Annotated in this window: 9 protein-coding genes; 3 read left to right on the forward strand and 6 right to left on the reverse strand. The window is 53.3% G+C overall.

Annotated features, from left to right (window positions below; genetic code table 11):
- The first annotated feature begins 82 nt into the window (after positions 1-82).
- Positions 83-4,306 carry a DNA-directed RNA polymerase subunit beta' gene (gene rpoC / locus BIY29_RS02160; protein ID WP_121573359.1) on the forward strand — a complete coding sequence of 1,408 codons (4,224 nt, stop codon included), beginning with the start codon at positions 83-85 and terminating at the stop codon, positions 4,304-4,306.
- A 111-nt stretch (positions 4,307-4,417) separates the two neighbouring features.
- On the forward strand, positions 4,418-5,752 hold the full coding sequence (gene shiA / locus BIY29_RS02165) for a shikimate transporter (RefSeq protein ID WP_121573360.1): 1,335 nt from the start codon (positions 4,418-4,420) through the stop codon (positions 5,750-5,752).
- 13 nt (positions 5,753-5,765) lie between these two features.
- Here shiA and xopAD read toward each other — a convergent pair whose 3' ends face one another.
- The gene (xopAD, locus tag BIY29_RS02170; RefSeq protein WP_121573362.1) at positions 5,766-13,112 is read right to left on the reverse strand and encodes a XopAD/skwp family type III secretion system effector; all 7,347 of its coding nucleotides are present in this window, start codon (positions 13,110-13,112) and stop codon (positions 5,766-5,768) included.
- 183 nt (positions 13,113-13,295) lie between these two features.
- Positions 13,296-13,487 carry a DUF1127 domain-containing protein gene (locus tag BIY29_RS20775; protein WP_121573364.1) on the reverse strand — a complete coding sequence of 64 codons (192 nt, stop codon included), beginning with the start codon at positions 13,485-13,487 and terminating at the stop codon, positions 13,296-13,298.
- A 173-nt stretch (positions 13,488-13,660) separates the two neighbouring features.
- On the opposite strand from BIY29_RS20775, the gene BIY29_RS02180 reads away from it, so the two are divergent.
- Complete coding sequence (locus BIY29_RS02180) at positions 13,661-15,079, forward strand: aminotransferase-like domain-containing protein (protein WP_121573366.1); 1,419 nt, start codon at positions 13,661-13,663, stop codon at positions 15,077-15,079.
- Positions 15,080-15,286: 207 nt separating this feature from the next.
- On the opposite strand, the gene thiH is transcribed toward BIY29_RS02180, so the two are convergent.
- From thiH to BIY29_RS02200, 4 genes are read right to left on the reverse strand one after another with little or no spacing between them, the layout of a single operon-like run.
- Positions 15,287-16,417, reverse strand: coding sequence for a 2-iminoacetate synthase ThiH (gene thiH, locus BIY29_RS02185; RefSeq protein ID WP_121573369.1), 1,131 nt, complete (start codon positions 16,415-16,417; stop codon positions 15,287-15,289).
- Entirely contained in the window at positions 16,417-17,199 is a 783-nt protein-coding gene (locus BIY29_RS02190; protein WP_121573371.1) for a thiazole synthase, read from the reverse strand. Before BIY29_RS02190 ends, thiH begins: the two co-directional genes overlap by 1 nt.
- 1 nt (position 17,200) lies before the next feature.
- Positions 17,201-17,401 carry a sulfur carrier protein ThiS gene (gene thiS / locus BIY29_RS02195; protein ID WP_121573373.1) on the reverse strand — a complete coding sequence of 67 codons (201 nt, stop codon included), beginning with the start codon at positions 17,399-17,401 and terminating at the stop codon, positions 17,201-17,203.
- Entirely contained in the window at positions 17,398-18,147 is a 750-nt protein-coding gene (locus BIY29_RS02200; protein ID WP_121573375.1) for a HesA/MoeB/ThiF family protein, read from the reverse strand. Before BIY29_RS02200 ends, thiS begins: the two co-directional genes overlap by 4 nt.

The following is an 18,147-nucleotide window of genomic DNA, read 5'->3' on the forward strand; positions in this document are numbered from 1 at the left end:
TCGTCATAGGGGTACCTAAACTGTGTTTTTTAACGGCATGGTTTAGGTGCCCAACAGGTCTAACTCCGACAGGAGCCAATCCGTGAAAGACTTATTAAAGTTTCTGAAAGCGCAAACTAAAACCGAAGAGTTTGATGCGATCAAAATTGCTCTGGCCTCGCCAGACATGATCCGTTCGTGGTCTTTTGGTGAAGTTAAAAAGCCAGAAACCATTAATTACCGCACGTTCAAACCTGAGCGTGACGGTCTGTTTTGCGCCCGTATCTTTGGGCCGGTAAAAGACTATGAGTGCTTGTGCGGTAAGTATAAGCGCCTGAAACACCGCGGTGTCATTTGTGAGAAATGCGGCGTTGAAGTGACCCAGACCAAAGTGCGCCGTGAGCGTATGGGCCACATCGAACTGGCGTCTCCCACTGCGCATATCTGGTTTCTGAAATCGCTGCCGTCCCGTATCGGTCTATTGCTGGACATGCCGTTGCGTGATATCGAACGCGTGTTGTACTTCGAATCCTATGTGGTTGTTGAAGGCGGCATGACGAACCTGGAACGCCGTCAGATCCTGACTGAAGAGCAGTATCTGGACGCGCTCGAAGAGTTCGGTGATGAATTCGACGCTAAGATGGGTGCCGAAGCCATTCAGGCCCTGTTGAAAAACATGGATCTGGAACAGGAATGCGAACAATTGCGTGAAGAGTTGAATGAAACCAACTCTGAAACCAAACGTAAGAAGCTGACCAAGCGTATCAAGCTGCTGGAAGCGTTCGTGCAGTCTGGCAACAAGCCAGAGTGGATGATCCTGACCGTGCTGCCGGTTCTGCCGCCGGATCTGCGTCCGCTGGTGCCGCTGGACGGCGGTCGTTTTGCGACCTCTGATCTGAACGACTTGTATCGTCGCGTCATTAACCGTAATAACCGTCTGAAACGTCTGCTGGATCTGGCTGCGCCTGACATCATCGTGCGTAATGAAAAACGTATGTTGCAGGAAGCGGTCGATGCTTTGCTGGATAACGGTCGTCGCGGTCGTGCGATCACCGGTTCGAACAAGCGTCCGCTGAAATCGCTGGCTGACATGATCAAAGGTAAGCAGGGTCGTTTCCGTCAGAACCTGCTGGGCAAACGTGTCGACTACTCCGGTCGTTCCGTTATCACCGTTGGTCCATACCTGCGGTTGCATCAGTGCGGTCTGCCGAAGAAAATGGCGCTGGAATTGTTCAAGCCGTTCATCTACGGCAAGCTGGAATTGCGTGGTCTTGCCACCACCATCAAAGCGGCCAAGAAAATGGTTGAACGTGAAGAGGCGGTGGTGTGGGATATCCTGGACGAAGTGATTCGCGAACACCCGGTACTGCTGAACCGTGCGCCAACGCTGCACCGTTTGGGTATTCAGGCATTTGAACCAGTTCTGATCGAAGGTAAAGCGATTCAGTTGCACCCGCTGGTCTGTGCCGCATATAACGCCGACTTCGACGGTGACCAGATGGCTGTTCACGTGCCGTTGACGCTGGAAGCCCAGTTGGAAGCGCGTGCGCTGATGATGTCCACCAACAACATTTTGTCACCGGCGAACGGTGAGCCAATCATCGTTCCTTCTCAGGACGTGGTATTGGGTCTGTATTACATGACTCGTGACTGTGTTAACGCCAAAGGCGAAGGCATGGTGCTGACCGGGCCGAAAGAAGCCGAACGCGTTTACCGTGCGGGGCTGGCCTCTCTACATGCGCGTGTCAAAGTACGTATTACGGAAGAGATCAAAAACATTGAGGGTGAATCAACCCATCAGACGACGATTATCGATACCACCATCGGTCGTGCCATTCTGTGGATGATCGTACCGAAAGGTTTGCCGTTCTCGATCGTTAACCAGCCGCTGGGCAAAAAAGCGATCTCCAAAATGCTGAACACCTGTTATCGCATTTTGGGTCTGAAGCCGACCGTTATCTTCGCTGACCAGATCATGTACACCGGTTTTGCCTATGCCGCACGCTCTGGTGCGTCCGTCGGTATTGATGACATGGTTATTCCCGAGAAGAAAGCAGAGATCATCGAAGAAGCCGAAACCGAAGTGGCAGAGATTCAGGAACAGTTCCAATCCGGTCTGGTTACTGCTGGCGAACGCTACAACAAAGTTATCGATATCTGGGCGGCGGCCAACGAACGCGTTGCCAAGGCGATGATGGAAAACCTGTCTGTCGAAGACGTGGTTAACCGTGACGGTGTGGTTGAGCAGCAGGTTTCTTTCAACAGTATCTTTATGATGGCCGACTCCGGTGCGCGTGGTTCTGCGGCGCAGATTCGTCAGTTGGCGGGGATGCGTGGTCTGATGGCGAAGCCAGACGGTTCCATCATCGAAACGCCGATCACCGCGAACTTCCGTGAAGGTCTGAACGTACTCCAGTACTTCATCTCTACTCACGGTGCGCGTAAAGGTCTGGCGGATACCGCACTGAAAACAGCGAACTCCGGTTATCTGACCCGTCGTCTGGTCGATGTGGCGCAGGATCTGGTGGTGACCGAGGACGATTGTGGTACCCATGAAGGTATCATGATGATGCCGGTTATTGAGGGTGGTGATGTTAAAGAGCCGCTGCGTGAGCGTGTCCTGGGTCGTGTAACGGCTGAAGACGTCATCAAACCGGGTACGGCTGACATTCTGGTTCCGCGTAACACCCTGCTGAACGAGCAATGGTGTGACATGCTGGAAGAGAATTCCGTCGACGTAGTGAAAGTACGTTCTGTCGTAAGCTGTGAGACCGACTTCGGCGTCTGCGCCAAGTGCTACGGTCGCGATCTGGCGCGTGGTCACATCATCAACAAGGGTGAGGCTATCGGCGTTATCGCGGCACAGTCAATCGGTGAGCCGGGTACACAGTTAACCATGCGTACCTTCCACATCGGTGGTGCGGCATCTCGTGCGGCTGCGGAATCCAGCATTCAGGTGAAAAACAAAGGTAGCCTGAAACTGAATAACGCCAAGTTCGTGGTGAACAGCAACGGTAAACTGGTTATTACCTCACGTAATACCGAACTGAAGTTGATCGATGAATTCGGTCGTACCAAAGAAAGCTATAAAGTGCCTTACGGCGCGGTAATGGCGAAGGGTGATGGTTCTGACGTTAACGGCGGCGAAACCGTAGCCAACTGGGATCCGCATACCATGCCGGTTATCAGTGAAGTGAGCGGCAGCATCCGCTTTACGGACATGGTAGACGGTCAGACGATTACCCGTCAGACCGATGAGCTGACCGGTTTGTCTTCCATTGTGGTTCTGGATAGCGCAGAGCGTACCGGCAGCGGTAAAGATCTGCGTCCGGCACTTAAAATCGTTGATGACAAAGGCGAAGATGTGTTGATCCCAGGTACTGATATGCCTGCTCAATACTTCCTGCCGGGTAAAGCGATTGTTCAGTTGGAAGATGGCGTGAAAATCAGTGCGGGTGATACTCTGGCGCGTATTCCGCAGGAATCAGGCGGTACCAAGGATATTACCGGTGGTCTGCCGCGTGTTGCCGACCTGTTTGAAGCACGTCGTCCGAAAGAGCCGGCTATTCTGGCTGAGATCAGCGGTATCATTTCCTTTGGTAAAGAAACCAAAGGTAAACGCCGTCTGGTAATCTCTCCGTTGGATGGCAGTGATGCCTACGAAGAGATGATTCCGAAATGGCGTCAGCTCAACGTGTTCGAAGGTGAACGTGTAGAACGTGGCGACGTGGTTTCCGATGGGCCGGAATCGCCGCACGACATCCTGCGTCTGCGTGGCGTACATGCGGTAACGCGTTACATCACCAACGAAGTTCAGGAAGTTTACCGTCTGCAAGGCGTTAAGATTAACGATAAACACATCGAGGTTATCGTTCGTCAGATGTTGCGTAAAGGTACTATCGTTAACGCTGGCAGCACGGAGTTTCTGGAAGGCGAGCAGGCAGAAGTGTCTCGCGTCAAGATTGCCAACCGCCAGTTGGAAGCGGATGGCAAGATTTCGGCGACCTACAGCCGCGATCTGCTGGGTATCACCAAAGCGTCTCTGGCAACCGAGTCCTTCATTTCCGCCGCGTCGTTCCAGGAAACCACGCGAGTTCTCACCGAGGCCGCTGTTGCGGGTAAACGTGATGAACTGCGTGGCCTGAAAGAGAACGTTATCGTGGGTCGCTTGATCCCGGCTGGTACCGGTTATGCATACCATCAGGATCGTATGCGTCGCCGTCAGGCAGGTGAGGCGCCGGTTGTGCCTCAGGTAAGTGCTGATGAAGCATCCGCCAACCTGGCGGAACTGCTGAACGCTGGCTTCGGTAACAGCGACGACGAGTAATCGTCGTTAAGCACCGTATAAAACCGCTCCCTCGGGGGCGGATCCGTTGCTGAAAGCCCTGGCCGAAAAAGCCGGGGCTTTTTGTTATACCAGATAGACAGCGAGACAGACATGGATTCCTCGACAGTTTCAATACCTTCATCTACAGCCAGAGATGCCGCACACATTTCACCCGGACAAGCCCGAAGAGCAGCATGGGGCAGTTTCATCGGTGCGGTGGTCGATTGGTATGACTTTTTACTTTACGGCATTGTTGCCGCGTTGGTGTTTAATATTGAGTTTTTCCCGCAGATAAGTCCCACCATGGGCACGCTGGCGGCATTTGGTACTTTTGGGGTGGGTTTCTTGTTCCGGCCCCTGGGCGGCATTGTTTTCGGTCATTTTGGCGATAAGCTGGGCCGTAAACGTATGCTGATGATTACCGTCTGGACAATGGGGTTGTCCACGGCGTTGATAGGTTTACTACCCTCTTTCGCCACCATTGGCTGGTGGGCGCCGGTGTTGCTGGTGACATTGCGCGCCATCCAGGGTTTTGCGGTTGGGGGAGAATGGGGGGGCGCGGCGCTGCTGGCGGTAGAAAATGCGCCTGAAAAGAAAAAAGCGTTCTATAGCAGTGGGGTGCAGGTTGGTTACGGTGTGGGCCTGTTGTTGGCGACGGGTTCGATTTCACTGGTTAGTCACTACACCACGGACGCTGATTTTGTCAGCTGGGGCTGGCGTCTGCCGTTTTTATTCAGCGTGGTGCTGGTTGCCATCGCCTGGTGGATCCGTTCCGGGATGGAGGAGTCCCAGGAATTCGAGGCCAACATAAAGTTACAGGAAAGAACAAAAAAAATCCGTTCTTTTCCGATCATTGAGGCGCTGCGTAAGCATCCCAAGGCTTTTTTGTTGATTATCGCCCTGCGGTTGGGTGAGTTGCTGACAATGTATATCGTCACGGCTTTTGCGCTCAATTATTCCACTGCTAATCTGGGGATGTCGCGGGAGTTCTTCCTTCATATCAGCCTGCTGGTGGGAGGGATCAGTTGCCTGTCCATTCCCTGCTTTGCCCGTCTGGCCGATAGTTTTGGTCGTCGGCGGATTTACGTCACCGGTGCGCTGATCGGCGCCGCCAGCGCGTTTCCCTTCTTTATGGCGCTGGAAGCGCACGCCAGTCTGTGGATACTGTTTTTTGCCATTATGCTTGCCAACATTGCTCACGATATGATCGTCAGCGTACAGCAGCCGATGTTTACCGAGTTGTTCGGCACGGCATATCGTTACAGCGGGGCGGGCGTGGGTTATCAGGTGGCGAGCGTAGTGGGTGGCGGTTTTACACCTTTTATCGCCGTTTTGCTGGTGGAATTTCTAGGCGGTTCCTGGCACGGTGTGGCGACTTACCTTGCGGTGGGGTGCCTGCTGTCGGCTATTGTCGGGCTGCGGATGAAACCACAAACGCTGGACTGATATCATCTCCGGCTTACTCTTGGTCGACGTACCTGTTGAATGACGGAATGTTGTCAATCCTTTCAGGACGTTTGACCAGAGCTGCGGCATCACGCAGTCTTTGTTGTAGTTGCTCGCGTCTGGCTGTGAATTCAATGGTGACGTCATCCTGATGCTCACCGGTTGGTATATCAGGGAGTTGACGCAGTTTCTCGTAATCTTTATGTGTTTTGAGTTTGTTGTGCAGGCTTGAGCGGGTATGGAACTGGATTTCAAAGTCGCCTGGTACTGCGCCGTCACTGTGCAGGTTGATGTTAAGACCGGCATAGGTGGTATTCTGAGTAGTGAAGGCATTGTTAATACGCATCACGGTGATGGCATGTTGTTTCAGCGCATTAACAATGCCTTGTACCGCCTCGTAAAATCGCTCAAAAGGCAATATGGTCACGTAACGCAGCCCGTCACGAACCTGTTGCGCTGCCGTTTCCGGGGATAAATGCTCTTTTTGTTGCAGTAGTACTATCTTGCGTACGATTGATTTTTCAGCTTTGAAAATATGGGACTGCCAATTCTGATCTCCTTGCAGCTTTCCATTGAACTGCGCCAAGACCGGCAGTAGTACGGGAGTTATGCATTTTTCCAGCGCATGCGCCTGGCTGACAATCTGTCGCATGGGTGTGACGAGGTGAGGTGGAATTGAGAGAGTTTTTTCCGAGGGGCGCAGTGGCTTTAGTCGGGATGATGTCTGTGCGGGCTTATGCATAGTCTCCCAATTGTCCAGCTCTTCGCAACCTGGTGGCAGGGGAACAGCTCGGAACGCCTCTCTGGCAGGGTGGAGAATTGCCCGCTCTTGTTCAGAATTGGTGCTCTGATAGCGCACCGCCTGCGCTTTCTTGTACAAGTCATGGAACTGCTCTTTTAACTCAAACGTCTGTGGCGTGTGAAACTGGATCTCCCATATCAGTCCGTCCGGGCTGTTCAGTTTGGCGCTGATGGCGCTGAACCCATACCCCTGTTGGGTGAAATGATTAATGCGCTGAGATAATCTATGCCCGGCATCGTCGAGTGTCGCCAGAATACGACGGCATCCGTGGGTAAAGGTGTCATGCGGCAACACGATACTGTAGCGCAGTGCGTCGTTGACCTTTGCTACCGCTTCCTGCAAGGGCAGAGACTTGTATGCTATCAGGTAGCGCAACTTGTTACTGAGCGAATTGACTGATTTGACCGCGTGATTCAGGCCTGCCAGTTGCGCCTGTGCGCCAGTGATGTTTTTCAGCATATTTTGCAGCATGATGGTAATGGCTGGCTCGGCCATAGCCGCGTGCGAGTTAAGGTTTCGTGCGTTTTGTGTGATATCTTGCGGGTGTAATGCAGACAGTTGCATCGCTGGGGTAAGCGGGGCGGATAGTAAGCCGGCCTGTTGCAGTGTTTCCACTGCAGTCTCCATTACGCCAGCGGCCATAGTAGGAATGCGCGCGAGTATGTTGCGGGCTTGTTCGGGATCGAACTGGCCGTCGCGTATGGCTCGTGCCGTCTGCTTGGTATGGGGAACCTGATGTATCCGCTCGGATACGGAACGTATCGAAGCCTCACACTTTTCCATAATACGGGTAAACAATTTTGTACCTGTATCTGATTTTAGTGCATCCGTGCCCACTTTCACCGCAATGGTAAAGAGGTTACGCATGGTCAGCTCTGGCTGGCCCTTGACAATTCCCGGTTGTCCGTTGGGAAACTCAGTGTGTGACAGCCGACATACCGGGTAGTTATTCAACATGGCCTCGATACGCTTTGGTGTGTTATCGGCCTGATTATAAGCCTGGTCCAGTGGTGGGAAGTGCTCCGCCAATTCAGCGGGGAGTTGCGGCGGTGGCTGAGTTTTTTGCCCTGCCAACTGCTGTATCAACTGGGAGAGCACCCCTGAAGCCTGACGAGCCTCGGGCAGATGAGCGCACTCAATATCCTGTTGCGCTATATCTTGCAGCGATTGCAGTGACGGGGCGTTATCACGACTTTCCAGCAGAGCGCGTAGGCCGTTGCGCAGCTGACGATCAAAACCATCATAGGTGCCGAACATCATATTGTAGGCCATTGTCTGGCGCAGTTCGTCCGGTTGAGCCAGGAAAAGTGTGGCGGTGGTGCTTGCCAGTCCCATTAATTTTCCGCCCTCTTGCTCCGCCAGAATTTCTTTACCCCGTCCCGCCAGGTAATTGCCGTCGTCGTCAAACGCTGAGTGAGCCGTTTTGGGTGGTTTGAATGAGTGTCCGATACCGCGTATGTCGTCGCGTTCCTGCATGGTTTGGCGAATCGCCGCCGATAATTTGGGATAACCCGCGTAGATAAAGGCATCGTCGCCGTCGGTGTCCATATTGCGCTTTCTTAGTTCACTGATAGGGATGGCTCCCAACGTGCCGGGCGTCAAGATATCTTTGACCCGCAGGCTACCGGTGCTGACGATCTGCTGCGCGATGCCTGCGCGATCGCGTCCACTCACCCAGCGGGACATGATCTTCATATCTTCTTTGGAGCAGGCCAGATCCATGCTCCGAAACTCCGGCGGCCAGCTTTCAGCCGGAAGAATAATTAGCATTCCCTTGCTGTGCAGCATGTCGAGATCCTGGCCTGATTGGTCGTCGAAACCGGTATAGCTATATTGTATAGAGAAGCACTCGGCCAATAATTGCGCGGTGGCATCCCCCTGGCTGACGGTGGCTACCTGCTCTGGTGGAAGCGGCAGCAGGTTTTCTTTATCGTATGGCGGCTTGCCCAGCAGCAGGTCGCCTCCGTATCGGTCGAATTCGGCGCTGGTGGATGGCGGAAGGTGAAGTTTGTCGTCAGCCGATGGCACTGCACGTATGCGTTTGCCGTTATAACCGCCGCTGATGGTCAACTGGTAGAGCGTGAGCAAGTCTATATCGCCCGCGACAAACTGCCCTGTGGCCGATGCGCCAGCCTGGGCCTGGCGCCCATATTTTTGCTCGGCCAGCGTCTGGAGCCGATGTTGCATAACTTCACGCGCCTCCATCAATGCGGCGTCATTACGCGGATAATGCTGTAACGCCTGTGGAGGGATAAAACTATGATTGGTTCTCTGTTCGTTGGTTAAAGGCCAGGCTTCTATACAGTCTCGAATAACCGGAATGCGCATCGCTACTTCCATCTTTAAGAAGCCGCAACCATCATTGGGGCATAGGGCAAGGCGTTGACCGTTCGAGCTGATAGGTCTAAATGGGTGTTGGGCGCCGGCAACGTCAGCGAACCAGCCGGTACGCAGCGTACCTTCAACCACATGGTCATGCGGTACCATCTCCAGCAGCGCTCTTTGCATACGCGACCAATCCTCGCGCTGTGGAGCAAGTTTTTTTACCAGCGTCATCAATGGGCTGCCGGGGGCGCTGTCCGTGTAGCGGATGGCGGGTAACAGGCCTTTGACCGGATCTTTTCCCGACAGGATACTTTTTACCTGTTTCATGCGTCCGCGCGTGAGACGACTACCGCCGAATATATCGAACCGCCAGGGTTCCCCTTGGTACTGGAACGTTCGTGCCAGCATAAACGCGCTGAGTTTTCCCGGTAGCTGAACTTCAACCAGAGGAAGGCCGGTCAGCCTGGCATATAGGGAGTAGGGTTTTTCCATATCTTCATCCAACCCTGAATCTTTAACCGGTTGACCGTTTATATTGACTATCTTATGAACGGTGTCGCCCACGTTTGGCGATACAGCCCTGAGTTTCCCTGGCTGAGTACGCATTTCTGCGTGTGACAAGGCCAGATCAAATTGACTGGGCGGGTGGCGCTGGGTGATCTGTTTCACCTCTTTGCTCAAGCGTAAATCGAGCGCATTCAGCACATCATTATTAGCTTCAATTTGTGCGATTACATTCCAGCTATTTTCCTGTAGATCGGCCTCAATCGTGTGACGGGTACGCTCCAACGTTGTGTTGACCCACCGCTTTAGTTCAGATTGGCGATCTTTTATCGTCTGATAATCGCCTTCAATATAGGCGGCATGCCACTGGCGGCTGACCGTGCTGTATGCTTTAAGAATTTGGTAGAAGGTCAACGCCGGGCAACGGGTATCACAGGCTGTATCTCCGTCCTTATAACGTAACAATATGCTCGGTTCTGTCTTTTGGGATCGTAGAAAACCTTGCAGCTTTTGCTCAATAATCGGCTGTAATGTGTTAAACGTCAGTAGCGCCGGCTGGCGAAAACGGGTGAGTTCGTGGCTGCGTAGCAGGGGCAGGAAACCGAGGCAAATATTGCCAATAGCTTCCAGATGCTGGTCACGTAGTTGGTCTTTGTTGCAAAGCGCCTGGACGTGAGCGAGGGCCGTTGCAGCCAGCGGGCGCAGTGATCGATACAACTGGACGCTGGCGAATGACTTGAACAGTATGCCTATCTGCCAGAGCTTGGCCGTGTTCAGGAGCTGCGGATGCAGCTCCAGGTGGATGGCCATATCGTGCAGTATCGGTGTTATGTGTGCCAGTTCCTCTTCATTGCTGTTCTGAGTTGAACCGACCATGCGCATCAGGGTATTGCTGATCTGAGTCAGATCCATGATGTTAAAGTTTTTCCAGGCATAATTGTCTTTTCCCGGCAGTGTCGCCAACTGCCATACCATCTGCTGGATGGGTGGTTCTTTCTGCCACCTGCTCAGATCATTGAATATATTGGTGAATATCTGCGGGGGGCTGGCGTGTAATTGAGTTTCATCCTCCACGAGAGACTCAACCAGCCGCAAGGCGGCTTGCCTGACCAGGTTGTTATTATCAGGCCATTTGCCGATGGCGTTCAGGGCGCTGCTAATGGCTTTGAAATCCATAGCGGGCACCAGTGGCTCTTCTGTGACGATGCGCTCGATCAGCAGGATAAATGTCTCACGGATACGGGGGAGATCCAGCCATTTACTCAGCGCGTTAAGGGTGTTGGCAATCATATTTTCGGGGATGGATTGCCGTAATGGCTCATCGTTGGTGATACGCTTGGCCAGCCATAGGGCTGAGGATTCGGTGCGTTTATCTTCGGCAAACTTGCTCAGGCCGATAAGCATGTTGACAATCAATTTCGTCTTCGTCATTGACTGGCGCAACGATGCATCGCTGGAAAAATGATCGGCCAGCAGCAGGGCCGCCTCTTTGATTTGAGGCGCATCATCCCATTTGCTCAGTGTACCCAACGCATTAATAATGTTGGTGATCCCTAAGGCAGTCAGCGACTGCCGTAACGGCTTGTCGGCGATAATCCTTGCGGTCAAAGGCTTGCCCGCAGCCTGGGCGCGTTCGTTTTGCGGCCATTTGCTCAGGGCATTCATAATGCTGGAAAGGTTATGGGAGGGCAGAGACTGGCACAACGCTTTATTCTCCGTGATGAGATCTGCCAGCAGTAAAGCCGCCTTTTTGATAATCTCGTTTTGCGGCCACCTGCCCAGTGCAGCTAACATATTGGCGAGATATTGTTCCTCCAGATTTTGTCGCAATCGCGTATCCGTGATAACACGATCGGCCAGCACCAGAGTCGCTTCAAGGAGTTGAGGTAGGTCAGACCATTTACCCAGTGCATTGAATGAATTGGCCATTTCCTGTCTGGTCATCGATTGACATATCGTCTGGTTCTTCCTGATATGTATGGCAATCTGCACCACGGCATCTTTGATCACGTTGTTTTCAGGCCATTTACTGAATGCATTGAGAGCATTGGCGACAGACTGCGATTCCATCGTTTGGCAAAATGCGACGTCTTTTCTGATACGATCGGCCAGTAGTTGCACCAGTTCCGTAGTCCGGGCGCTATCGGGCCATTTACTTAGTGAATTTAAAACAATAGTGGCCTCCCGTGAATCCAGCGACTGTCGCAGGTGAGGCTTATCAATAAGATTTTCGGCCAGCAGGACACAGGCTTCCCTGATCTGGGGAGCATCAGACCATTTACTTAGTGCATTCATGCTGCTGATTAATTCGTTGCAGAGAATAGCCTGCCGTAGCGGCTTATCAGCGATGATACGCTCGGCCAACTGTAGAGCGGCGTTTTTCACTTCGCTGGATTCTGGCCATTTACTCAAAGCATTCAATGAATTGGCAACCCCTTGCGAGGTCATGGTTTGTCGTAGTTGGGCATCTTGTATGATGTATCCGGCGATGCATCGTACCGTCTTTCCAGCCCTCTCGCTTTCGGGCCATTTGCTGAGGGCGTTAAGAATATTCGCCACCCATTGCTCATCTATTTTATGCAGAAAAGCAGGATGCTTTCTAATGTCTCTGGTCAGCATCAAAACGGCTTCTTTGGCTCTCTCGCTTTTCGGCCATTTGGCGAGTGCGATAGCACAGGTGGACAGCGCAAGTTTATCCATGGATTGTATCAATGACTTGTTTGTCGCAATGCGTTCAGCCAGTTGTAACGCCATCTCCTTGATGCCGTCATGTTGAGGCCAGCGACTGAATGCGGTAAGCAAGGCGGCGGTGTTGCGCATTTGCTGCTCTTGCGATGCTGTTTGCCGCTGCATCAACTCATGTGCGACATACAGGGTGGCGTCTCGGCATGACTCACTTTGTGGGTTTCTTAAAAACCCGGATGTCAGAATACAGATTTCGTAATCTTTCAGGTCATGAAATTGATCCTGGTCTGAGTGCAGGATTTGTCTGGCGAGCCATTCCAGGGCATTGATGCATTCGGGGCTCTTGGTGTGCTTACTCAACTTATTGGCCAGATGAGTATAGTAATAGGGATGAGCGTTGCTGAACCAGTCGGTATGCATAAGGTAATTGGCTGCCAGGCTGGCGCACTGACGCGTTTTCAACATCAGCATGGGGGAAGGAGGATGCGGCGTGTGCATATTAAGTTTATGTAGATAATTGCTGAGTAACCTGAAGTTTATGTCGTGATTGTTATCTGTTCGGAGGAAGACCAGTGCGCTCCCAAGACCGTTATGTTCGGCGAGAACGTTGTTATATGCCATATCAACACATTGCTGGGGAGAATGTTGGATAGGGTAAGACTTCAGGAGCTGACTTTGCTGTGCTAAACGTTGTTGTTGTAGTGTGGCTTTCTCTTGTCCACTGAGATGTTGTTCGGGAAAATTGAGCGCATCTCTCAGGTTTACCTGAGACTGAGGGGAGGCATGGGTATCCAGACGTTGCCGTACAGACCTGCTGTTATGGGCAAAGTCTGGCGAGCGGCGGGAACGGCTTTTCTGTCGGATGTCCACTTGCCCTGCTCTTATTGTACCGCGTAACTGGGCATTGCCCCGATTGGTGTTATTGCGTTGCGTCTGTGAAGATTCGGTACGATCCTGAATATTCGCTGGGGATGGAGCGGGCGTTTCTGCCAGTTTGGCTGCGTGTGGTTGTTGGCGGATGGTGGACCGTGCCGGGATTCTCATAAGTGATATTACCAACTCTCAGCTATAACGATAATGTTCAGGCGCGAAGAGATATATTGTGCGCACCCGTTCTGCTGAGTGGGCGTATCAAGGCAGTAGTTCCATAAAATTCGCTGGTTGCGGAGGGGGGATGTCTACGGGTTATTCGGCGCGGATTTATCCGCGCCTTAGATATCTTTTTACTTACCTGAGACGATTGATGTCATTTCGTGACAGCCCGATATCTTTTAATCTTTCGTCATTCATAGCCATTAATATTCGCCGTGTTTTCACTCTTAACCGCCATTCTTTCCATTTACGGTAAGGCAGAATAAAGATTAACCGCCATAATGACTTGCTAATTGTGCGTTGTGAGCAATTTGCCTGATGTTCCATTTTTCCCCCTTACCTGATGACTTGACACTATGATGCGAGGGAATGCTGTTTTAATACAGGCTCAGGAAATACATTTTTCTAACATACAGATTGTGTAATATGGCATCTGAATGGTATTTTTCACCTCAATCTGTACTGATTCTGTCTGTAATCCTGCCTGAGAGACGATACTTATGACGCGTTACCAATACCTCGCTTCCCTGCTGCAACAGCGCATAGAGCAAGGTTTGTACCAAAGCGGCGAACGCCTGCCGTCCGTTAGGGCGCTCAGTTCGGAACATGGCGTGAGTATCAGCACCGTGCAGCAGGCTTATCATCTGCTGGAAGCGCGCCAGCTTATTATGCCGCAGCCGCGTTCCGGGTATTTTGTGGCGCCGCGTAAGGCCACGCCGCCGATGCCGGAGCTGACCCGTCCCGCTCAACGCCCGGTTGAGATCACCCAGTGGGAATCAGTGCGGGAGCTGTTTAACAATGGCCCGGAGAAGAACAGGTTCAACTTCGGTAGCGGCACACCGGATGTGAGTCAGTCAACGGTGAAACCGCTATGGAAAGCGCTGAACCGACTGTGCCAGCATCAGGATGAACGGGTGCTGAACTATGACAACATGTATGGCGTGCCCGAATTGCGTGAGCAGGTGGCGCGTCTGACGGTGGACAGCGGCTGTCAGCTTACGGTGGATGATATCGTGATTACCACCGGCTGTCAGGAAGCGCTGTTCGTCGCGGTGCGGGCGGTTTGTCAGCCTGAGGATATTATTGCCGTTGAATCGCCCGCGTTTCCCGGCACCATGCAGATTCTCCGCGGATTAGGGATTAAAGCGATTGAAATTCCGACCTGTGCCGCTACCGGTATCAGTCTTGATGCGCTGGGTCTGGCGTTGGAACAGTGGCCCATCAAGGCGGTGTTGCTGGTGCCTAGCTGCAATAATCCGCTGGGGTTTACGATGCCCAACGAGTATAAGAAAGCGTTAATCACGCTGGCGCAGCGTTTCGATCTCGCCATCATTGAGGACGATGCCTATGGCGAGCTGAGTTATGAATATCCCCGCCCCAGAACCATTAAATCGTTCGATGAAGATGGACGGGTATTGCTGTGCAGCTCTTTTTCCAAAAACCTTGCTCCGGGCTTGCGCGTCGGCTGGATCGCGCCGGGGCGCTATCTGGAGCGGGTCATCCACACCAAGTACATCGGCACGGGTTACACGGTTGCACATACGCAACTAGCGGTGGCGGATTTTATCCGGAAAGGCCACTATCAACCCCATCTGCGGCGGATGCGGATGCAATATAAATGTAATCTTGATGTCTTTACCTGTTGGGTTCGCCACTATTTCCCCTGTGGGATCTGCGTCAGCCGTCCGCAGGGCGGGTTCCTGATGTGGATTGAGTTACCGGAGTCGTTTGACTCTCTTCGGCTTAACCGTGAAGTGCGCAAGTCTGGTATTCAGATTGCCGCCGGTTCATTATTTTCTGCTTCCGGGAAATACCGTAACTGCCTGAGGCTCAATTACGCGTTGCCGTTCACTGACGAAACAGGAAATGGGCTGCGTATTCTGGGTGAAACGGTCAGTCAGATAATGTCCGACCATTAATCGCGGTTTCAGGGAGGAGCCGATACGGTTAAGCGTAAAACCCGTATCGGCTTATTTGGTATGCAGAGCAGCAAGTGGCGACACGCCCTGGTCAGCGAAACGCCGACGCCGGTACTCTACTTACCGGCATTCCCTTTGACGATAGCGCGTTCCCTGTTTTGCGAAGCCCCGCCGCGGAATATTCCCCTCTTGTGCAACGTGCATCGTTTATTGCGTGCTTCTTCCCAAATAGCCGTCCCAGTCTTTCCACACCGGCTGTAATCCGGCCTGAATAATGACCTGTGCCACCTCTTCCGGCCTGCGAGCGTCATGCGGTGAAAACTGTTCCAGTTCGGGGTGATCATCGGCATAGCCCCCTGGTTGGGTTTTGGAAAAAGCGCTGACGTTATTAATCGCAATGGGAATAGCATGATCGCGGAAAAAAGGCGATTCGCGGGTGGATAGCGACAGCTCAATATCCGGCGACAGCAGGCGAAAAGCGCAAATCACCTGCATTAGCTGCGTTTCATCCATTATCGACGCAGGCTCAACGCCGCCAGCACAAGGGCGTAGCCGGGGGAACGAGATGGAGTAACGGCTCTTCCAGTACGTCTGCTGCATATGCAGCAAATGCTCCGCCACCATATAACAGTCGGTTCGCCAACTGTCTGACAGGCCGATCAAGGCCCCAAGACCAATCTTATCGATCCCCGCGCGACCAAGCCGGTCCGGGGTCGCCAGCCGCCAGTGAAAGTCCTGCTTTTGCCCCCGCAGGTGATGTTGTTGATAGGTTGCCGGATGATAGGTTTCCTGATACACCATCACACCATCCAGTCCCAACGTTTTCAGTTCCGCGTATTCCTCCTGTGCCAGCGGCTGAACTTCGATCATCAGTGAGCTGAAGTGCGGACGAATCAGCGGGAAAACGCGGCGGAAATAGTCCATTCCCACTTTTCGCTGATGTTCGCCTGTTACCAGCAACAGGTGATCGAACCCCAACGCCTTGATCGCCGCGCATTCGCGTAGGATCTCATCCTCATCCAGCGTTTTGCGCTTAATGTGGTTACTCATGGAGAAACCGCAGTAAGTACAGTCATTGGAACACAGGTTGGAAAGATATAAGGGAACGTAGAAACTTACCGTGTTGCCGAAGCGCTGACGGGTAAGCTGTTGCGCCCGCTGCGCCAGCGGTTCCAGATAAGGCGCGGCGGCAGGGGAGATTAACGCCATAAAGTCTTCCCGGTTCAGCCGGGCGGCACCGAGCGCACACTCAACATCACCTGAGGTTTTACTGTTGATCCTTAATGTGAGGTCGTCCCAGTCGAGCTGTTCCCAGGCGGTTTGAAAGTCGTTCCCCATCAGGCCGCTCCTTCTGTCTGCCGGTGCAGAAAGCCGGTCAAGGGGCTGGTGGCGCTGGCGGTATACTGTTTATTTCCCAACCCGGCCTGATTAGCCAGCGTCCCGGCCTCAACCGCAATCCTGAAGGCCTGCGCCATAGTTACCGGATCACGGGCAACGGCAATGGCGGTATTGACCAGCACGGCGTCAGCCCCCATCTCCAGCGCTTCTACCGCGTGGCTGGGAGCGCCGATCCCCGCATCGACGACGACGGGAACGCGGGCTTGCTCGATAATGATTCGCAGGAAATCACGGGTTTGCAGTCCCTGATTGGAACCAATCGGCGCGCCCAACGGCATGACGGCCGCGCATCCCGCCTCTTCCAGCCGTTTGCACAATACTGGGTCAGCGCCACAATAGGGCAGGACGACGAATCCCTCTTTTACTAACCGTTCGGCGGCGTTTAGCGTTTCAATCGCATCGGGGAGCAGGTATTTCATGTCAGGATGAATTTCCAGTTTCACCCAATGAGTGCCTAACGCTTCACGCGCCAGCCGGGCGGCAAAGACTGCTTCATCGGCGGTTTTGGCGCCAGACGTATTGGGCAGCAGCCTGACGCCAAGCTGGCGCAGCGGGGCAAGAATGGCATCGTTACCGCCTTTCAGATCAACGCGTTTCATCGCCATAGTGACCAGTTGTGAGCCGGAGGCGTGCAACGCCGCCAGCATGATTTCAGAGGTGGCGAATTTTCCGGTGCCGGTGAGCAGCCGGGATGTAAAGGTTGTATCGGCAATGTGCAGCATGTCATCCTCCCGCTATTGCCTGAAAAAGCAAAATATCATCACCGTCCTGAACCTGATGCTGAAGCCAGGCGTCACGCGGGATAATGGTTTGATTGATGGCCAGTGCAGTGCCAGGCTGCAGACGATTTATCTGCATCAGCAGGGCTTGTACTGTTATCGTATCTGCCAGCTCAATAGTCTGGTCGTTGAGAGTAACCTTCATGCGCCCGCCCCGCATACCGCACAATGAGCCGATCGGGCGAGTTGCAGGGTGTTCCAGCTTTGCTGTTTTCCATCAAACAGACGCAGCTTGCCACTCAGGGGAGAAGGTAGCCCGGCCAGCAGCTTGATCGCCTCCAGCGCCTGAAGTGTGCCGATCACGCCGACAACCGGACCGAGCACGCCTGCCGTTCGGCAGTTGCGATGTGGCTCTGTCGCATCGGGATACAGGCAGGCATAGCAGCCCTGACTATAGGGTGGCGTCAGCACCAGCAGTTGCCCGCTAAAGCCGACGGCGCTGCCGCTGATCAAAGGTTTGCCCGCGTGGATGCAGGCGGCGTTTACCGCATGGCGGGTTTGCATATTGTCGCTGCAATCCAGCACCACGTCGGCACGGTTTACCGCCTGATGTAAGGTTTTTCCGTTGAGCCGCTCCGTCAGGGCAATAGCCTCCACATGCGGGTTTAGCGCCTGTAGCTGCCGTTGCGCCAGCACCGCCTTGGGTTTATCAATGTCCCCTGTGCGGTAAAGGATCTGCCGCTGTAGGTTGGTTATGTGCAACGTGTCGTCGTCCGCCAGCAGCAGCGTGCCTACGCCGGCTGCGGCCAGATAGAGTGAGGCGGGCGCGCCCAGCCCGCCCAGCCCCACCAACAAAACGCTGGCGGATTTGAGGCGTTCCTGACCTTCTGGGCTGATGTCCTCCAGCAGAAGCTGACGGCTGTAGCGCAGAAATTCCTGATCGCTTAACAC

The organism is Brenneria alni, assembly GCF_003666245.1.
GTDB classification, from domain to species: Bacteria; Pseudomonadota; Gammaproteobacteria; order Enterobacterales; family Enterobacteriaceae; genus Brenneria; species Brenneria alni.

Coding starts and splice junctions, on each gene's coding strand:
- thiS (WP_121573373.1), bottom strand. CDS start 17,401: ATGAAGGTTACTCTCAACGACCAGACTATTGAGCTGGCAGATACGATA.
- BIY29_RS20775 (WP_121573364.1), bottom strand. CDS start 13,487: ATGGAACATCAGGCAAATTGCTCACAACGCACAATTAGCAAGTCATTA.
- shiA (WP_121573360.1), top strand. CDS start 4,418: ATGGATTCCTCGACAGTTTCAATACCTTCATCTACAGCCAGAGATGCC.
- BIY29_RS02180 (WP_121573366.1), top strand. CDS start 13,661: ATGACGCGTTACCAATACCTCGCTTCCCTGCTGCAACAGCGCATAGAG.
- xopAD (WP_121573362.1), bottom strand. CDS start 13,112: ATGAGAATCCCGGCACGGTCCACCATCCGCCAACAACCACACGCAGCC.
- BIY29_RS02190 (WP_121573371.1), bottom strand. CDS start 17,199: ATGCTGCACATTGCCGATACAACCTTTACATCCCGGCTGCTCACCGGC.
- thiH (WP_121573369.1), bottom strand. CDS start 16,417: ATGGGGAACGACTTTCAAACCGCCTGGGAACAGCTCGACTGGGACGAC.